Genomic DNA, 15,701 nt, shown 5'->3' with positions numbered 1-15,701 from the left:
GGCCTTAAATCGACCTCTTCCCGCAGGTGTCCGGGAACCGGCCCGGCCGTCAGAGCCGCCAGACCTCGCCGATCGCGGAGTCGAGCGGCGGCGCGTCGAACAGCTCGCGGCCGACGTAGGCGTTCGCGCCGGCGGCGTAGAGGTCCCGGGCGATCTGGACCACGTCGTCGTCGAGGGGTTCGGGCGCGGCGTCGCACAGCGACTTCCAGTCCGCGACGTCCTCGCGTTTGGCCGCCTCCTTCGCCGCCTGCACCGCCTCGACCCACTCGGGCTGGGTGCGCTTGTGGTACTGCCGGAGCACCTCCTTCGAGATCTGGGTGTCCTCGTAGCTGAAGCGGTTCTCGTCGAACGTCCCGACCACGTCGGCGACGCGGATCTCGCCCCGGTAGTACAGGCACTCGATCTTGCCGTCCTCGTGGCGCAGGTCGGCCTCGGCGGCGCGCTCGGTGACGAGGCGGTTCACCTCGCGGGCGACGGCTTCGAGGTCGTCGATCGACGCCGCGCCGGCGATGTCGTCGGCCTCCTCGCGGGAGAGGTAGCGGTCGCCCTTCTCGTACTTCGTGGAGAACTCGGTGATCGGCTCGTCGAGGTCGACGGCCTCGTCGGGCCACTCCGCGAAGTCGAGGCCGTGGTCCGACGGGTCGGTCCGGCGGCGGAGGCTGGACCCGACCGGCACGCGGTTGCGGAAGACGATCTCCAGGGGGATCAGGTAGTTCTCGCCCGCCTCGTCGTGGTAGGCGTCGTAGTCGTACTCCCGTCCCTCGTGGGGGAGGTCGGGGACCTGCGTCAGGTCGATCGCCATCTCGCGGGGCGGTTCGTCCGCGTCGTCGAGCGGGACGGGGTCGCCGCCGTCCCGCGGCACGACGCCGCGGTAGTGGGTCGGGACGCCTTCGGACTCCAGTAGCTCGAAGTTGTACGCCCCCATCGAGCAGAGGCTCGCGCCCTTGTCGGGGATCTCGTCGGGCATCTTCCCCCAGTCGAACACGGAGTAGTCGTCCGTGAACACGAACGAGCCCGCGCCGAGGTCGCTCTCGGTCGCCGCCTCGTCGATGCGGAACTCCTTGACGCTCGTCACGCGAGCCACCCCCGGCGGATCCCGAGGCTCCGGAGCAGTTCTACCGAGGCGCGAGTCACGCGCCGACCACCACGGTCATACGTGCAACTGGCGGGGGCGCGGATTAAGAAGGTTTCAGTTACGCCGCCGAGAGCCGCCGCTCGATCGCCGTCCGTTTCGGGTCGAAGTGGCCGATCTACCTCTCGAGTAGAAAAAATTAAGTCCCGATGATGTGCGTTAAACTATAGAAATGTATACCTACATATCAGTTCGCCGCGACGGCTCGTCCGGCGATGGTCGCCTGTGGTAGATCTGATCGGCGTGGCGTCGGCGCTCGCCTCGTTCCTGACGCTCCCGCTCACGCTGGGGGCCGTCGTCGCGATCCCGTTCGGCGGATACTGGCTCCTGCAGTCGTACCCCCGGCCGATGGCGGCCGCGGTCGGCGCGGTCGGCGGACTGGCGATCGCGCTCCCGGTCGCGCACCCGGCCGCGCTGGCCGGCGGGGCCGCCGTCGGCGCCGTCGCGGGCGTCGCCGCCGCCGGGCTGCACCGGCGCGGGGCGGACGTGGTGACCGGCGCCGCCGCCGGGCTAGTGCTCGGCCGCCTCGCCGGCACCGCCCCGTCCGCCTACGCCGTCATGGCCGCGCTGGCGGTCGCGGTCGCCGCCGTCGTGTGGAAGTTCCGGCGTCCGGGGCTGGTCGTGTCGACGGCCGTCGTCGGGAGCGTCCTGCCGGTGTACGCCTACGCCGCGGTGCTTTCCGCCACGTTCGACCCGACGCTCGCCGCCGTGCCGATCTTTTCGGTGGGTCTGATGGGGGTGTTCGCGCAACCGCTCGTGGTCGAGTACAGCGACACGGTCGCGCCGATGATCCCCCAGCGACTGCGGTCGCTGTTCGGGTTCACGGAGTCCGCGGCGGTCGACGACGCCGTCTGCCCCGACTGCGAGCGCGACGTCGACCCGTCCGCCGACGCCTGTCCGCACTGCTCGGCGTCGCTGGTGGGGATCGCCGGCCCGGCCGAGCCGGCGTCCGCGCCCGGCGAACGGGCGACCGCCGCTGGCGCTCCGGCGGGCGCCACTCCAGACCCCGCGACCGCGCCCGGCGAGTCGGCCGCCGCATCGAGCGAGGCGGCGGCCCGCCGCGGGTCGGTGCCGGACGGCGCCGTCGCGGTCGACATCGCCTGCCAGCACTGCGGCGAGCGCCCGATCGAGGAGCTGGCGAAGGGGTACCGCGTCACCGGGTTCCTGCTCGCGTACCGGATCACGACGGTGCAGTCGGTCGGGTGTCACGGCTGTAACCGCCGGAAACTGTGGGGAATGGCGGGGAAGAACCTCCTCACCGGCTGGTGGAGCATCACCGCCATCGTCATCACGCCGTTCGCGACGCTGTACGACGTCGGGCGGTCGCTGGTCAACCGTGGCCCGACGAGCGCGCTGGCCGAGTCGCTGAACGACTCCGGCATGGACTACGAGTTCCTGCGCGACGCGGACGCGTTCGACCCCTCCCGCCACACCGAGGCGGAGTTCCACCTGCGCGCGCTGATCCGCCTCGGCTGTGCGACGATGCTCACCGACGGGCAGGCGACGAAGGCGGAGGCGACGGCGATGCGCGACGCCGCCGTCGAACTCTACCCCGACTACCCGACCGACGAGATAGAGCGGCGGATCCGCGACGGCGCCGAGTCCGTGACCAACGCGGTCCAGGTCGCGCGCGGCCTGAGCGACATGCTCACCCCGGCGGGCAAGGAGCAGGCGCTCCAGTTCGCCGCCGTCGTCGCCGCCGCGGACGACGACGTGGATCCGGAGGAGATGGAGCTGCTGGGGCGGATCGCCGACGCGATGGGGATGTCCGACGCCGACGTGGAGCGCGCGCTCACCGGCGACGCGCTGTGACCGGCGCCGTCTGGCGCGGACCGCCGAGGCGGGATCGCCTATCCCCAGCGTTATAGCGCTGGCCCGCGCTCTACGAGACAATGGCCGACAGGTTCGAGACCAGCGAGGGGGTGCCGGACGACTACGAGTTCCGGCACCGCCCCGAGACCGACCAGTCGTTCGAGAACGCGCTGGCGAAAGCCCGCGACGGCGACCGCCTGACCGTCGCCGACGGCGTCGAGTTGCTGACCACCGGCACCGACGTCGACGGGATCGACCCCGACCGGAAGGAGCGCGTGCTCGAAGCGGCGGACCGCCGGCGAGCGGCGGTCGTGGGCGAGGAGGTGACGTTCGTCGCGAACCTGAACAACAACGTGACGACGGCGTGCAACACCGGCTGCCTGTTCTGCAACTTCAAGGACACCGCCGAGAACTTCGAGGCCGACAGCGACGAGGCCCACCCGGGCTTCACGAAGACGCCGGCGGAGTCCCGTGAAATCATCCGCGACGCCGTCGAGATGGGGATCTACGAGGTCACCTCCGTCTCCGGCCTCCATCCGGCGTTCGTGCTGGACGAGGAGCACCAAGAGATCCTGGCGGCGAGCGACCGCGGCGACCTGAACTACAAGCCGCCGGAGCGGTACGACACGGACCCCGGTACCTACTGCGAGCAGATGGACGCGATGGCCGTCGACGGCGTCCACCTCCACTCGATGACGCCCGAAGAGGCGTATCACGCCCGCCGCGGCACCGACTGGTCCTACGAGGAGGTGTACAGTCGCCTGAAAGACGCCGGGCTCGACAGCGTCCCCGGCACGGCCGCCGAGATCCTCGTCGACGAGGTGCGCGACGTCATCTGTCCCGGCAAGATCGGCACCGACGAATGGTTGGAAGCGATGGAGGCGGCCGCGAACGTCGGTCTCGACACGACCGCGACGATCATGTACGGCCACGTCGAGAACGAGATGCACCGCGTCATGCACCTCAAACGGGTGCGCGACCTGCAGGACCGCACCGACAACGTCACCGAGTTCGTGCCGCTGTCGTTCATCCACGAGACCACGCCGCTGTACGAGTACGGCATGGTCGACGGCGGCGCGAGCGACGCCGAGGACGAACTGATGATCGCCGTCTCGCGGCTGTTCCTCGACAACGTCGACCACGTTCAGTCTTCGTGGGTGAAGTTCGGCGACGCGAAGGGCCTGAAACTGCTCAACTGCGGCGCGGACGACTTCATGGGCACCATCCTCTCCGAGGAGATCACGAAACGCGCCGGCGGCGACTACGGCGAGTACCGCTCGTTCGACGAGTACGTCGACATGATCACCGCCATCGGGCGCACCCCCGTCGAGCGCTCGACCGACTACCGGCAGCGCCGCGTCATCGACCCCGATGACCGCCCGCACGGGCCGGAGTTAGGGCCGAAGGCCGACGGAACGCCGATGCTGGAGAGGGAAACGCGCGTTGCGGACGACTAGAACAGTTGGTAGATTTTGTTAGACGTTCTGCGGCACTTGACTGTGTCAGTAACCGTTCCTTCGTCGAAACATTCTAACGTCACGTGAACACGTAGCGGAACTGTACTGCATCAAAAAATCTCCTGCCGAAGAACGCCCGTTTACGTTGCTTAGAGATTGGCAGCGTCGCTACCTGCTGCGACGAGGTTTCCAGCACTACCGAGGACGCCGACTGCAACTTGGACGACGCTGTCGTTAAGGACGTTTTCGACGTTGACAACCTGTACGTCCGAAACGTCAATGTCTAAGTTGTTAGCGATATTCTCAACGTTGACGTTGACGTCTCCGCCGATGACGGTGACGTCGACCTCGCTTACGTTGACGTTCTGCAAGGCGTTGATATTGCTTATATTCACCAGACCACTGCTGATCTGGACGTTCAGGTTCCTGATGTTCTCCTGGGCAGCAGCACTACCCATCGATCCGAGTCCCGCTGCTGCTACACCAGTGGCTGCCGCTCCTTTCACGAACGTCCGCCGGTCTAGGTTCCGCTCGTCTGCTGAGTTGTTGTCTGTCATTGCGATTTCTCCGTCAGCCACTCTAACCCCGACTCACAAAGTCGAGGACTATCGTTTCGATTATTACCTATGGAACGGTTAGCAGCCCAATAATCCAATCATTCCTCCACATCAGCTAAAGATATAAACTAGCCACTTAATACAGCATGCGTAACTCCGAAACCCTACCTATCACACTTAAAGTTTAGTCGGAACTGGTACTACACAGCGTATGAACAAGCTCGCGCAGACAGGCGAAAACGCGTGGGAACTCCCGCGACACGCCCGAATCGTCGTGTACGGCGAGCGAGAGCGGGGATTACTCACTATTTACGACTGCGCGGCGGCGCAGAAACCGCCGACTGCGCAACTGCTAGGCCGTCTTAATCGGGTAAGCGCCGATTGCGAGCGCGAGGCGACGCCGACTGGCGAGCGCGTGACGCTCCGAGAACCGGCCGTGCTGGAGAGAACGGGCGAGGACTGCTGGAACGTCAAGCGCGAGAGTGAAGCGGACAGCTGAACCGAACCTGTCGTCGGCAGCGGCTCGTCAGCGGGGCTGGCTGCCAGCGATCGTCGGTGCTACCGCCGATGGCGACGCGCGGTGAAGTGGTGGGAAGGCCCCGCAGACCGTAGACGGAGTCGTCTGGGCTTCCGAAGCTTCCTCTATAGCATCGAACTACCGAAAAATAGGCGCGAGAGCCGCTGTAGGCACCCCCGACGGTTTGAGGATGGCGGTTGTCAAGCGGGTATGGCGGATGCACAAGGCGATCAATGCGATTATCGGCTCGAGATCGGGCTGATCGACGACGATTTCTCCAGCGATCCCTGCAGTCGTCCAACCTGGGAGGATCACGACCGCTGCGTCTGGCACGCCAAGGTCGACGGGAAGACGAAGGAGACGATCGAGGAGGTTCAGGAGGGGTCGGCGGTGGATGTCGACGGGGCGTATCTCCGAGAAGCAGCGCTCGGCGGGGTCGACTGGTTCGCCAACTCGTCTATCATCGGCGCCGACCTGACCGGCGCCGACCTGCGCGGGGCCGACTTCTCCGGGGCGGACATGATGCTCACGAACCTGACGAACGTGAGCGCGATAAACACGGACTTCTCGGAGGCCAATCTCGAGGGGGCCATCTTCACCAACGCCGACCTCCGCCGGGCGACGCTCCAGAAGGCGCTCCTCAACGATGCGGTCCTCACCGACGTCCACATCGGGGGATCGACGGATCTCGGGGCGGTTTCCCCCTACGATCAAGAATCCGTCGAGCCGAAATTGAGCGACGTCCATCGGTTAGAGGCCGCGGCCTGGGCGTATCGACAGCTCGAACAGCTGTATCAGGACAACGCGCTCCCGAGGTTGGCCCAGCGGAGCTACAACCAGGAGAAAGACGCCCGCCGTCGGCTGGCGTGGCACCAGGGCGACTACGCGGAGGCGATCAAGTGGTCGGCCTCGAAGTGGGCGATGAAGTACGGGAGCAGCCCGTACCGGATCTTAGTGGTGTCGCTCATCGTGATCACCGCGTCCGCGCTGCTGTACCCCCTCACCGGCGGCATTCGAGAAGTCGGGAACGGCGGGTCGATAACGTACTCGATCGAGAATCCGCAGGAGGCGCCCGCCTGGTGGATCGCCAGGGTCATGTTCAAGAGCTTCTACTTCAGCGTGGTGACGTTCGCCACGCTCGGCTACGGCGACATCCAGCCTATCGGCTTCCTGGCGCGCATGCTGGCCGGCGTCGAGACTATCCTCGGGACGCTCCTGGCTGCGCTTCTGGTGTTCGTGCTCGCCCGGATCGTGACGTGGTGAACGGACCGCGACGGTGGGTCGGCCGACGACCTATCGCTCGCGGACCGTCATCGGCACGTCGCCTTTCGGCTGGAGCGTGACCGGCGCCGACAGGTCGAGGTCGTCGTAGCGGCGCTCGAACGTGAAGTCGGCACACAGCGTGGCGAGCACGAGCTGGGCCTCGGTCATCGCGAACTGCTGGCCGATGCAGCGGCGCTTGCCGCCGCCGAACGGGAAGTACGCGAACTCCGGTCGGTCCCGGTCGTCCAGCCAGCGCTCCGGCCGGAACTCGTCGGGGGCGTCCCAGAAGCGCTCGTCGCGGTGGAGCACGGAGGTCGGGAGGACGACGAGCGCGCCTTCCGGCACGCGGTACCCGCCGAACGTGACGTCCTCGACCGGCTCGCGCCGGATCTCGTGGGCGGTCGGGTAGAGGCGCATCGCCTCCCTGACGACGGCCTCGACGTACTCGAACGCGAAGACGTCGGCTATCTCGGGGCGGCCGTCGACGACGTCGTCGACCTCTTCGCGGAGACGGGCGGCGGCGGAGGGGTTTCGCGTCAGCAGGTCCAGGGTGAAGGTGAGGGTGACCGCCGTCGTCTCGTGGCCGGCGAAGAGGAAGGTGAATATCTCGTCGCGGATCTGCTCGTCGTCCATCTCGGCGTCGGCGTCCAGCAGCATCGACAGGAGGTCGTCGCGGTCGGCGTCGCTCGCGCGGCGCTCCGCGACGATGTCGTAGATCACCGACTCGATGTGCTCGCGGGCGCGCTCGGCGCGCCGGAGCATCGGGACGGGGAGCCAGTCCGGAGCGAGGAAAGTGACGGGCTGGTTGCGCGGTTGGAGCGGTTCGCGGAGCGTCTCCGCGGCGTCGAAGACGCCGCGTTCCGCCAGATCGAGATCGGAGCCGAACATCGCCTCGACCAGGATCTCCATGGTCAGACGCATCATCTCCGGCTTCATCGCGCGGACGTCGCCGTCGCGCCACGCGGTCGTCCGGGCGGCCGACCGGTCGACCATGATGTCGGCGTAGCGCTTGATGTGGTCCATGTAGAACGCCGGCTGGATGGCCTCGCGCTGGCGCTCCCAGAGATCGCCCTCGCTGGTGACCAGTCCATCCCCGAGGCTCTCCCGGAGCTGCTCGTTGCTCCCCTCGTGCTTCGGGAAGCGGTCGCCCTCGGTCACGAGCACACGCTCGACGTCGTCAGGATGGGTGAGCATGTACGCGTCCGTGCCCATGATCTCGTAGTTGACGACCCGGCCGTAGTCGGCGCACCGCTCCTTGAACTCGATGGGGCCGCGGATCCACTGGTGGGTGTTGCCGAGCAGGGGGAGCCCTCGCGGACCGGGCGGGTCGCGGACCGCGGCCGGTCGGTCGCCCCGCGTCGGGCGGGACTCCCGCGGTCGTTCGGCGGCCGTGTTCTCTGGGGGCATGCGGGTGAACCTACGGCCGGTCGCTCGGTAAGGGTGGTGCGCGGGATGCGAGGCGGGTTTAAGTACCGCCGAACCAGTTCCCCGTAGATATTTGACACCGAGCGGGGAACCTCCGGGTATGCGCTACGTCACGGTTCGGATCACGCCGACCGAGGGGACGGCGTTCCACCCGCTCGGGCAGGCGCTCGCCGACGAACCGTCGGTCACGCGGGAGGCGATCCACCGCAACGAACTGCTGGACGACGGCACGGCGGTCCTCCTGGCGGAGGCCCGCGGCGACCGCGACCGCTACGAGGAGATACTGGAGCAGGCCCGCTCCGTCGTCGACTTCGCGGTCACCGGCGCGGACGGGTGGTGGTACTCCTACACCCAGTACGAGCCGACGGACCTCACTCGCCGGATGCTGGAACAGCGCCGCGAGTCGGAGCTGATGATGGAGATGCCGTACGACGTCGCGGAGGACGGCTCGCTGGAGATCACGTTCGTCGGCGACGAGGGGGCCTTCGCCGGCGCGATACCGATGGACAGCGACGCCTACGAGATCGAGGTGCTGGAGACCGGGGACCACGCGCCGCAGGTCGACGACCTGTTCGGCACCCTCACTGCCCGGCAGCGCGAGATACTCGACGCCGCGGTGCGGCTCGGCTACTACGAGAACCCCCGCGAGGCGACCCACGAGGACGTCGCCGACGCCGTCGACGCCTCCCCGAGCACCGTCGGCGAGCACCTGCGGAAGGTGGAGTCGAGCGTGTTCTCGCAGTTCGTCCGGACGGGGGCGACGGACGACCGCCGGCCGACGCCGTAGGGGACCGACGGCCGTCGCGACGGGTCAGACGAGGAGGCCGACGAGGACCGCGGTCAGGACCAGGTTCGCGAACGACAGGATCAGCATCCCCTTCCAGCCGACGCCGATCAGCTGGTCGATCCGCAGGCGCGGCATCGCCGAACGGGCCCACTGCGTGAACAGGAAGACGGCCCACATCTTCGCGAGGAACCAGACGATCCCCGGCAGCACCGGGCCGGCCGGGCCGCCGAGAAACAGCGTCGCGATCAGCGCGCCGCCGAGGAAGATGTGGAGGAACTCCCCGAGGTACAGCAGGACGAAGTACACCGATGAGTACTCCGTCTGGAACCCGGCGACGATCTCCGTCGGCGCCTCCGGCGTGTCGAAGGGGTTGCGCCCCACCTCCGCGAGGTTCGCCGTGACGAACAGCGCGAACGCGAACGGGTTGACGAACCCGTACCACGACGGTATCGACAGGCCGGCGACGGAGACGAGCGTCCCCTGCTGGGCCGCGACGATCTCGCTCGTTCGCATCGTCCCCGCGAGCAGGACGACCGACGCGGCGGTGACGACCAGCGGGATCTCGTAGGCGATGTTCTGCGCGACCGCCCGCAGGCCGCCGAGCAGGGAGAACTTGTTGTTCGACGCGTACCCCGCCATCGTCATCCCGAGCGTCGCCAGCGACGCGACGGCGAACGCGAAGACGATCCCGGTCGCCGGGTCCGCGACCTGGATCCCGCTGCCCATCGGGATCACGGCGAAGCCGAACAGCGCGGAGAACGTCACGAGCAGCGGCGCGAGGTCGTATGCGGGTCGGTCGACGCGCTCCGGGACGATCAGCTCCTTCGACAGCAGGCGCACGACGTCGGCGACGATGATCAGGAGGCCGAGCGGCCCCATCCGGTTCGGTCCCTTCTTGTCCCAGAATCCCGCCATCACCCTGCGCTTGGCCCACGGGCCGGCGACGGCGGCGTTCGTCAGCAGGACGACGGCGACGACGGCCGCGGCGAGGATCCCGCCGACGAGCGATCCGACCGGTCCCGGATCGGCGCCGAACCCGAGCGCCCGGGCGAAGGTTTCCGAGAGCGTGAGCGACTGTAGCTGCATCGTCCGAGGGTTCGCGCGCCCGGACGGTAGCTCCGTTGCGGCGTATGCGCGGTTAATTTAAGTTCGGGCGCTCAGTCGGCGGCCAGCGACGTGCCGGCGAGGACCGACCGGTAGCGCTCGCCGGCGGGGCCGTCGGCGGCGAGCGCCGCCCGGATCCGGTCGGAGAGCCACTCGCCCGGCGCGGGGTCGCCGTCGAAGCCGGCGGTCCGGAGGTCGGCGGGGAGGTACCGCTCGTAGACGGGCAGGCGCTCGCGGAGCGGGACGCCGGCGTGGTCGGCGACGGCCTCCAGTTCGCGCAGCGCCGGCCACTCGTAGTCGGGGTTGATATGGTCGTCGGTGACGGGCGAGACGCCGCCGAGGTCGTCGATGCCGCAGTCGACCACCTCGCGGGCGGGCGCGAGGTTCGGCGGCACCTGGATGGACACCTCCTCCGGCAGGCAGTGCCGCGCCATCGCCACGGCGCGCCGGAGCGTCTCGACGCCCGGCGTGTCGCCGCGCCACCGCTCGTTCTGGGCGACCGGCTGGACGATTATCTCCTGAACGTGGCCGTAGCGCTCGTGCAGCTCCCGGATGGCGAGCAGGCTCTCGGCGCGGTCGGTCCAGTCCTCGCCGACGCCGAGGAGGATGCCCGTCGTGAACGGGACGCCGAGTTCGCCCGCGTTGCGGATGGTGTTCAGCCGCTGCCCGGGGTTTTTCGCCCGCGGGCCGCCGTGGGCCTGCACCTCGGCGGTCGTCTCGAGCATCACGCCCATGCTCGCGTTCACCTTGGCGACGGTCGCCATCTCGTCGTAGGTCTGGTCGCCGGGGTTGGCGTGCGGGAGCAGGCCCTCCTCAAGCGCTATCTCGCAGACCTCGCGGAGGTACTCGTGGATGGAGTCGTGGCCCCACTCGTCGAGCTGCGCGTGGATCGCCTCGTACCGGTCGTCGGGGTCGTCGCCGAACGTGAAAAGCGCCTCCGTGCAGCCGGCGTCGGCCCCCTGCCGCAGCGTCTCGCGGACCTCGTCGGCGCTCATCAGCGTCGCCTCCCCCGGCGGGTCGAAGTAGGTGCAGTACGTGCAGGTGTACCGGCAGGCGGTCGTCAGCGGGACGAACACGTTCCGACAGAAGGAGAGCTCGTCCGCGGGCGAGACGTCGGCCGGGGACACGGACAGCAGCTCCTCGACGGCGGCGTCGGCTATCGAGATATCGATGTCGTAGTCGTCGGCCCCGGGTATCATCGTTCCCCAGTGCTCCCCCCAGCATCAAAAGAGTACCACCCGCGGCAGATCCGGACGGTCCCTCACCGCGTCACGGTCACCCGTCCGCCGCCGGCGTCGAGTTCGAACCCCGCGTCGACCAGCCAGTCGCGCGCGGGGCCGTCGCCGTGGAGGAGCACCTCCGCGAGGTCGTCGCGCTCGTCCACGTCGGTCGCGAGGCGGTGGGAGTCCACGACCGCCACGCTCGCACCCGCCTCGCGGGCGATCTCGCGGTGGTCGCGGTAGGAGACGCCGTGGTAGTCCACGCGGAAGCCCTCGTGGCGGACGACCAGCGCGTTCGTCCCGCCGCCGCGACCCGGTGCGATCACCACGTCGCCGTCCGCGCCGTAGAGCCGTTCCAGGGCCGCCGCGGAGGCGATGCCGAGGTCGGCCATCGCGACGGCGACCGGGCAGTCGGCGTCCGCGAGGACGGCGTTGACCGCGGTCGAGAGCGACCGGTCGTCGACGGTCACCGGTGCGTCGACCGCGACGGGCGCCGTCGCGAGCACCGTCGGCTCGCCGCCGGCGGCCCGCACCGTCGCCAGCACGTCGTCGAGCAGCGCGCGGGCGAACGCCGACCGCTCGTCGGGCGTTAGCGTGTCGCTCAACCGTGTCTTCGGGGAGTCGGCCGCGAACGGGACGACGGTGCGCATGGCTCGGTGTTTCGCGAGAGAGGAGAAAAAACGGTCGTCAGGCCAGCTTGTCGTAGTCGTCCTGCTGGCGCTGGTAGAGGACGTACCCGCCGCCGCCGAGCACGAGCAGGGCGACGAGGGCGACGCCCCCGTAGAGGAGCAGCTCCTGGGTCTGGGCGTTCGACTGGGACTGCTCGGCCGCGTTCTGCGCGGACTCGGCGTTCTCGATGGCCTTCTCGAACTCGCCGGCCTCGTAGAAGCCGACGGCGTTGTCGAGGTCGTCCTCGGCGTCGGAGACGTCCGCGCCGTTGCTGCGGGCGTCGTCGATGTCGGCCTCGGCGGCCTCGATGGCGTTGCGGGCCTCGCGGGTGTCCTCGGTGTAGTGGTGGGTCTCCCAGCTGTCGATGCTGGTGGTCCCGCCGCCGTCGCGGACCTCGGTGAACTCCGTCAGGAGGAACGTCTCCGCGGGAGCGTACGTGAGGTTCGCGATCTCCGGGACGGTGCCCGTGACGGTCACTTCGATCCGGGCGACGTCGTTGTCCGCGCTGACCGGGTGCTCGAACGAACTGCCGCCGTAGCTCTGGGTCTGATCGACCTGGTCGCCGGCGTTGTCGAACGCCGTCACCGACCAGGAGGCGTTCGTCAGGTTCGTGTCGCCCCGCAGCGTGTACTGCCGGGGTGTGTCGCCGTCGTAGAGGTCGGTGAGCGTGTACGTCACCGTCACCTCTTCGCCCACCTGGGCCTCGTCGGGGGCGTCGTCCGTCTGCACCGTGGCGAGCGCGGAGGCGGCGGGGACCGCTGCGAGCAGGACCGTCAGAGCGACGAGTAGCGTCGCGAGCTTAGAATAGCGGTTCGAGTTCATCTTCGTCATCTTCGACTAGGCTCTCTAAGTTGTCTTCGCTTTCCTCTCGGATCTCCTCGATGTTGTCCTGTGCCTCGATGGCGACCTGCTGGAGTTCCTTGATGCGCGGAACGTCGTTCACGCCGGAGAGCAGGATGACGCTGGCGACGTAGTTGGAACTGGGAACTGGGTAGTCGCCGCCCCGGACCTCCATCGAACCGGTCTGTTCTTCGAGCCACTTCCGCCCGCGCTCTATCCCTTTGCGGTTGAGGTGCTGGGGCGGACCGGACATCACGAGGAGGGCGCGCTCGGTGCCCTCGATCTCGCAGGGGAGGGTGAGCCGGCCGAGCGCGGCCTTGCGGACCAGGCTGGTGATTCGGTTGGTCGTGTGCGCGGTATCGATCCCCTCGTCTTCGCCCCCGGTGAATCGGGAGAGGAGACCGCCGCCGTCGTTGTCGTTCTCGACCTCCTCGCGGGCGTAGCCGACGGTGGAGACGCCGCCGCCCGAGAGGGTGTTGATGATCTCGCTGGAGTCGACGACGCTCTCGGCGACCTCGTCGCCCTGCCCGACCTCGCCGGCGCCGAAGAGGATGCCGAAGCGCTTGACGATCTCGTCGTTGATCTCCGCGTACCCGCCCTCGACGGACTCGCCGGACTGTCGCCAGGCGTCGTTGTCGAAGACGAGGAGATTGTCGACCTCGCGGACGAACGTCTGGAACGACCGCGCGGCGTTGAGGGTGTAGATGCCACCCTCGTCGCTGCCGGGGAGGACCCCGAGACCGTAGACGGGTTCCGTGTAGATCCGCTTCAGATGCTTCGCGAGCACGGGGGCCCCGCCGCTGCCGGTCCCGCCGCCCATCCCCGCGATGATGAGAAACGCGTCCACCTCGTGGACGGGGATGCTGTCTATCGCGCCCTGTACTTCGTCGATATCCTCTTCGGCCACCTCGGCGCCGAGCTCGTTGTCGGCACCGACGCCGTGACCCTTGACGCGGGACTGACCGATGAGCACGCGGTTCTCCTGCGGCACGCGCTCGAGGCCCATCAGGTCGGCCTTCGCCGTGTTGACCGCGACGGCCGAGCGGACGATTCCGCTCCCCGTCCGGTCGTCGTACTCCAGGAATTTATCGACGATTTTTCCACCGGCCTGTCCGAATCCGATCATCGCTAGTTTCATGCTTTGTGTCCGGGGCTCCGTTGCAGTGAACCAGAGCGATGACGATTATAAGTTTTGTGATGGTGTAACTTCGTAGCACGCCCAGAGATCCTCTCTAAATCGCAAGGCAGCGCCGATCCGTAGGGAGACATTACCGTATCTGATAATATTTTCACGCGTTACTACTAAAGCATTTTAAGTTTCGTACGACCGCCTTACCGGCCGATATCGAGGTACTCGGACAGCGTCGTCAGGTCGTCCGGCGACCGGCCGAAGGCGTCGATGTCGTTGTCGGCTGTCGTGTTGTCGAACTTCAGCGACCGGTACTGGTCAGCGCCCATGGGGAACCCGGGGATCGACCCGGCGACCTTGAGGCCGACCCCCGCGAGCGCCATCGGGACGGGGAGGATCGTCACGGACTGCCCCTCGGCGCGGCGGGCCAGTTTGGCGACCTGCGCGAGCGTGAGCACCTCCGGACCGCCGATCTCGTAGGTCTCGCCGACGTGGTCGTCGTCCTCCACGCAGTCCGCGAGCATCGGGACGAGGTCGCCGACCCAGATCGGCTGGAACCGGGTCTTGCCACCGCCGGGCAGCGGCGCGAGATACGGCGGCGTGAGCTTCTTGGTGAAGGAGACGAACTCGCCGCCCTCGCCGAACACGACCGACGGCCGGACGAGCGTCCAGTCCAGGTCGGAGTCGCGGACGACCTCCTCGGCGCGCCCCTTGGTGCGGATGTAGGCCGTCGACCCGCCGGGGTCGGCCCCGAGCGCGCTCATCTGAACGACGCGGGGGACGTCGTGTTCCTCGGCCGCTCGCACGACGTTTTCGGTCCCGCCGAGGTGGACGTCCTCGTGGGTCGCGCCGCCGCGGGGCTTGAAAAGCGGGGACAGCGCGACGAGGTTGACGACGGCGTCCTGCCCGTCGAACGACGCCTCCACGGAGTCGTAGACGGTGACGTCGCCCCTCGCCCGCTCGACCGACGACGGGAGGGTCGCCTCGTCCGGGTCCCGGGCGAGCGCGGTCACGTCGTGTCCGCGCTCGTCCAGTTCCCGGCAGAGTTTCTCGCCGATGAACCCCGTGCCGCCGGTGACAAGAATCCTCATGACGGTGGCTAGTTACGGAACGGTCCTAAAAGTACCGGGGAGGGCCGCACGCGCCCGAAGCCGGACGACTGATATGTGAGCGCCGGGAACCCCCGGCCATGCTCGTAACGCTGGAGGGGTTAGACGGGAGCGGCAAGACCACGGTGTGGGAAGCCCTCCACGACGCGTACCCGGACGCGACGTTCACGCGCGAACCGACCGAGACGTGGTACGGCGACGCCGTCGATCGGTCCGTCGAGGACGACGACGCGGACCCGCTCGCCGAACTGTTCCTCTACACCGCCGACCACGCCGCCCACCTCGCCGACACCGTCCGCCCCGCGCTCGCGGCGGGCGATCTCGTCGTCTCCGACCGCTACTCCGACTCGCGGTACGCCTACCAGGGGGCCACGCTGGAGGGCGAGATAAAGCGGCCGATGGAGTACGTCCGCGGCGTCCACAAGCCGTTCACCGTCGAACCGGACCTGACGATCTACCTCGATCTCGACCCCCAGACCGCCGCGGAGCGAAGCGGCGGGACGAACAAGTTCGAGCGCACCGAGTACCTCTCGCGGGTGCGTGAGAACTACGAGACGCTGATCGAACTCGAACCCCAGCGCTTCGTCCGGATCGACGCGACGCGCTCGCCCGAGCACGTCGTAGACGCCGCGGAGTCGGCCGTCGCCGACGCGCTCGACGCTCGGCGGTGAGGGACGCGC

General features: G+C 68.1%; 15 protein-coding genes. 6 read left to right on the top strand and 9 right to left on the bottom strand.

What is annotated here, in order from left to right; all coding sequences use genetic code 11:
- Nucleotides 1-49 precede the first annotated feature (49 nt).
- Nucleotides 50-1,075 (bottom strand): phosphoribosylaminoimidazolesuccinocarboxamide synthase, encoded by a 1,026-nt coding sequence (locus tag D8670_RS05845; RefSeq protein WP_121817577.1) that lies wholly within the window; start codon nucleotides 1,073-1,075, stop codon nucleotides 50-52.
- Between the two features lie 282 nt (nucleotides 1,076-1,357).
- Between D8670_RS05845 and D8670_RS05840 the strand changes: the two genes are divergently transcribed.
- Together D8670_RS05840 and cofH are read left to right on the top strand one after the other, a co-directional pair.
- Nucleotides 1,358-2,944 (top strand): TerB family tellurite resistance protein, encoded by a 1,587-nt coding sequence (locus D8670_RS05840; RefSeq protein WP_121817132.1) that lies wholly within the window; start codon nucleotides 1,358-1,360, stop codon nucleotides 2,942-2,944.
- A gap of 80 nt (nucleotides 2,945-3,024) precedes the next feature.
- Entirely contained in the window at nucleotides 3,025-4,401 is a 1,377-nt protein-coding gene (gene cofH / locus D8670_RS05835) for a 7,8-didemethyl-8-hydroxy-5-deazariboflavin synthase subunit CofH (RefSeq protein ID WP_121817131.1), read from the top strand.
- 149 nt (nucleotides 4,402-4,550) lie between these two features.
- Here the strand turns inward: cofH and D8670_RS05830 are convergent, their stop codons facing one another.
- Nucleotides 4,551-4,958, bottom strand: coding sequence for a twin-arginine translocation signal domain-containing protein (locus D8670_RS05830; RefSeq protein ID WP_121817130.1), 408 nt, complete (start codon nucleotides 4,956-4,958; stop codon nucleotides 4,551-4,553).
- A gap of 211 nt (nucleotides 4,959-5,169) precedes the next feature.
- Here D8670_RS05830 and D8670_RS05825 point away from each other — a divergent pair, with 211 nt between their 5' ends.
- Together D8670_RS05825 and D8670_RS05820 are read left to right on the top strand one after the other, a co-directional pair.
- Nucleotides 5,170-5,457 (top strand): hypothetical protein, encoded by a 288-nt coding sequence (locus D8670_RS05825; RefSeq protein WP_121817129.1) that lies wholly within the window; start codon nucleotides 5,170-5,172, stop codon nucleotides 5,455-5,457.
- Between the two features lie 228 nt (nucleotides 5,458-5,685).
- A complete protein-coding gene (locus D8670_RS05820; protein ID WP_121817128.1) occupies nucleotides 5,686-6,738 on the top strand; it encodes a pentapeptide repeat-containing protein in 1,053 nt (350 codons plus the stop codon).
- A 30-nt stretch (nucleotides 6,739-6,768) separates the two neighbouring features.
- Here the strand turns inward: D8670_RS05820 and D8670_RS05815 are convergent, their stop codons facing one another.
- Nucleotides 6,769-8,145, bottom strand: coding sequence for a cytochrome P450 (locus D8670_RS05815; protein ID WP_121817127.1), 1,377 nt, complete (start codon nucleotides 8,143-8,145; stop codon nucleotides 6,769-6,771).
- A 118-nt stretch (nucleotides 8,146-8,263) separates the two neighbouring features.
- Between D8670_RS05815 and D8670_RS05810 the strand changes: the two genes are divergently transcribed.
- Nucleotides 8,264-8,950: a helix-turn-helix domain-containing protein gene (locus D8670_RS05810; RefSeq protein ID WP_121817126.1), complete on the top strand. Its 687-nt coding sequence runs from the start codon at nucleotides 8,264-8,266 to the stop codon at nucleotides 8,948-8,950.
- Nucleotides 8,951-8,974: 24 nt separating this feature from the next.
- Here the strand turns inward: D8670_RS05810 and D8670_RS05805 are convergent, their stop codons facing one another.
- The 6 genes from D8670_RS05805 to D8670_RS05780 all read right to left on the bottom strand — a co-directional run bounded on the left by D8670_RS05805 (nucleotide 8,975) and on the right by D8670_RS05780 (nucleotide 15,003).
- Nucleotides 8,975-10,036 carry a complex I subunit 1/NuoH family protein gene (locus tag D8670_RS05805; protein ID WP_121817125.1) on the bottom strand — a complete coding sequence of 354 codons (1,062 nt, stop codon included), beginning with the start codon at nucleotides 10,034-10,036 and terminating at the stop codon, nucleotides 8,975-8,977.
- A gap of 71 nt (nucleotides 10,037-10,107) precedes the next feature.
- Complete coding sequence (cofG, locus tag D8670_RS05800; protein WP_121817124.1) at nucleotides 10,108-11,253, bottom strand: 7,8-didemethyl-8-hydroxy-5-deazariboflavin synthase subunit CofG; 1,146 nt, start codon at nucleotides 11,251-11,253, stop codon at nucleotides 10,108-10,110.
- Between the two features lie 62 nt (nucleotides 11,254-11,315).
- On the bottom strand, nucleotides 11,316-11,924 hold the full coding sequence (gene cofC / locus D8670_RS05795) for a 2-phospho-L-lactate guanylyltransferase (RefSeq protein WP_121817123.1): 609 nt from the start codon (nucleotides 11,922-11,924) through the stop codon (nucleotides 11,316-11,318).
- 37 nt (nucleotides 11,925-11,961) lie between these two features.
- A complete protein-coding gene (locus tag D8670_RS05790; protein ID WP_121817122.1) occupies nucleotides 11,962-12,765 on the bottom strand; it encodes a hypothetical protein in 804 nt (267 codons plus the stop codon).
- Nucleotides 12,743-13,921, bottom strand: a complete 1,179-nt coding sequence (locus tag D8670_RS05785; protein ID WP_121817121.1) for a tubulin/FtsZ family protein — start codon at nucleotides 13,919-13,921, stop codon at nucleotides 12,743-12,745. Before D8670_RS05785 ends, D8670_RS05790 begins: the two co-directional genes overlap by 23 nt.
- Nucleotides 13,922-14,115: 194 nt before the next feature.
- Nucleotides 14,116-15,003, bottom strand: coding sequence for a complex I NDUFA9 subunit family protein (locus D8670_RS05780; RefSeq protein WP_121817120.1), 888 nt, complete (start codon nucleotides 15,001-15,003; stop codon nucleotides 14,116-14,118).
- Nucleotides 15,004-15,101: 98 nt separating this feature from the next.
- Here D8670_RS05780 and tmk point away from each other — a divergent pair, with 98 nt between their 5' ends.
- Nucleotides 15,102-15,692 (top strand): dTMP kinase, encoded by a 591-nt coding sequence (gene tmk, locus D8670_RS05775; protein ID WP_121817119.1) that lies wholly within the window; start codon nucleotides 15,102-15,104, stop codon nucleotides 15,690-15,692.
- The last annotated feature ends 9 nt before the right edge of the window (nucleotides 15,693-15,701 follow it).

The sequence above is a fragment of the Halostella limicola genome, assembly GCF_003675875.1.
GTDB lineage: Archaea > Halobacteriota > Halobacteria > Halobacteriales > Natronoarchaeaceae > Halostella > Halostella limicola.
This window is presented reverse-complemented; position numbering and strand designations above follow the sequence as displayed.

Bases quoted from the DNA above. Each gene is read 5' to 3' on its own strand.
- cofH (WP_121817131.1), top strand. From the start codon at position 3,025: ATGGCCGACAGGTTCGAGACCAGCGAGGGGGTGCCGGACGACTACGAG.
- D8670_RS05830 (WP_121817130.1), bottom strand. From the start codon at position 4,958: ATGACAGACAACAACTCAGCAGACGAGCGGAACCTAGACCGGCGGACG.
- D8670_RS05825 (WP_121817129.1), top strand. From the start codon at position 5,170: ATGAACAAGCTCGCGCAGACAGGCGAAAACGCGTGGGAACTCCCGCGA.
- D8670_RS05820 (WP_121817128.1), top strand. From the start codon at position 5,686: ATGGCGGATGCACAAGGCGATCAATGCGATTATCGGCTCGAGATCGGG.
- D8670_RS05815 (WP_121817127.1), bottom strand. From the start codon at position 8,145: ATGCCCCCAGAGAACACGGCCGCCGAACGACCGCGGGAGTCCCGCCCG.
- D8670_RS05810 (WP_121817126.1), top strand. From the start codon at position 8,264: ATGCGCTACGTCACGGTTCGGATCACGCCGACCGAGGGGACGGCGTTC.
- D8670_RS05805 (WP_121817125.1), bottom strand. From the start codon at position 10,036: ATGCAGCTACAGTCGCTCACGCTCTCGGAAACCTTCGCCCGGGCGCTC.
- cofG (WP_121817124.1), bottom strand. From the start codon at position 11,253: ATGATACCCGGGGCCGACGACTACGACATCGATATCTCGATAGCCGAC.
- cofC (WP_121817123.1), bottom strand. From the start codon at position 11,924: ATGCGCACCGTCGTCCCGTTCGCGGCCGACTCCCCGAAGACACGGTTG.
- D8670_RS05790 (WP_121817122.1), bottom strand. From the start codon at position 12,765: ATGAACTCGAACCGCTATTCTAAGCTCGCGACGCTACTCGTCGCTCTG.
- D8670_RS05785 (WP_121817121.1), bottom strand. From the start codon at position 13,921: ATGAAACTAGCGATGATCGGATTCGGACAGGCCGGTGGAAAAATCGTC.
- D8670_RS05780 (WP_121817120.1), bottom strand. From the start codon at position 15,003: ATGAGGATTCTTGTCACCGGCGGCACGGGGTTCATCGGCGAGAAACTC.
- tmk (WP_121817119.1), top strand. From the start codon at position 15,102: ATGCTCGTAACGCTGGAGGGGTTAGACGGGAGCGGCAAGACCACGGTG.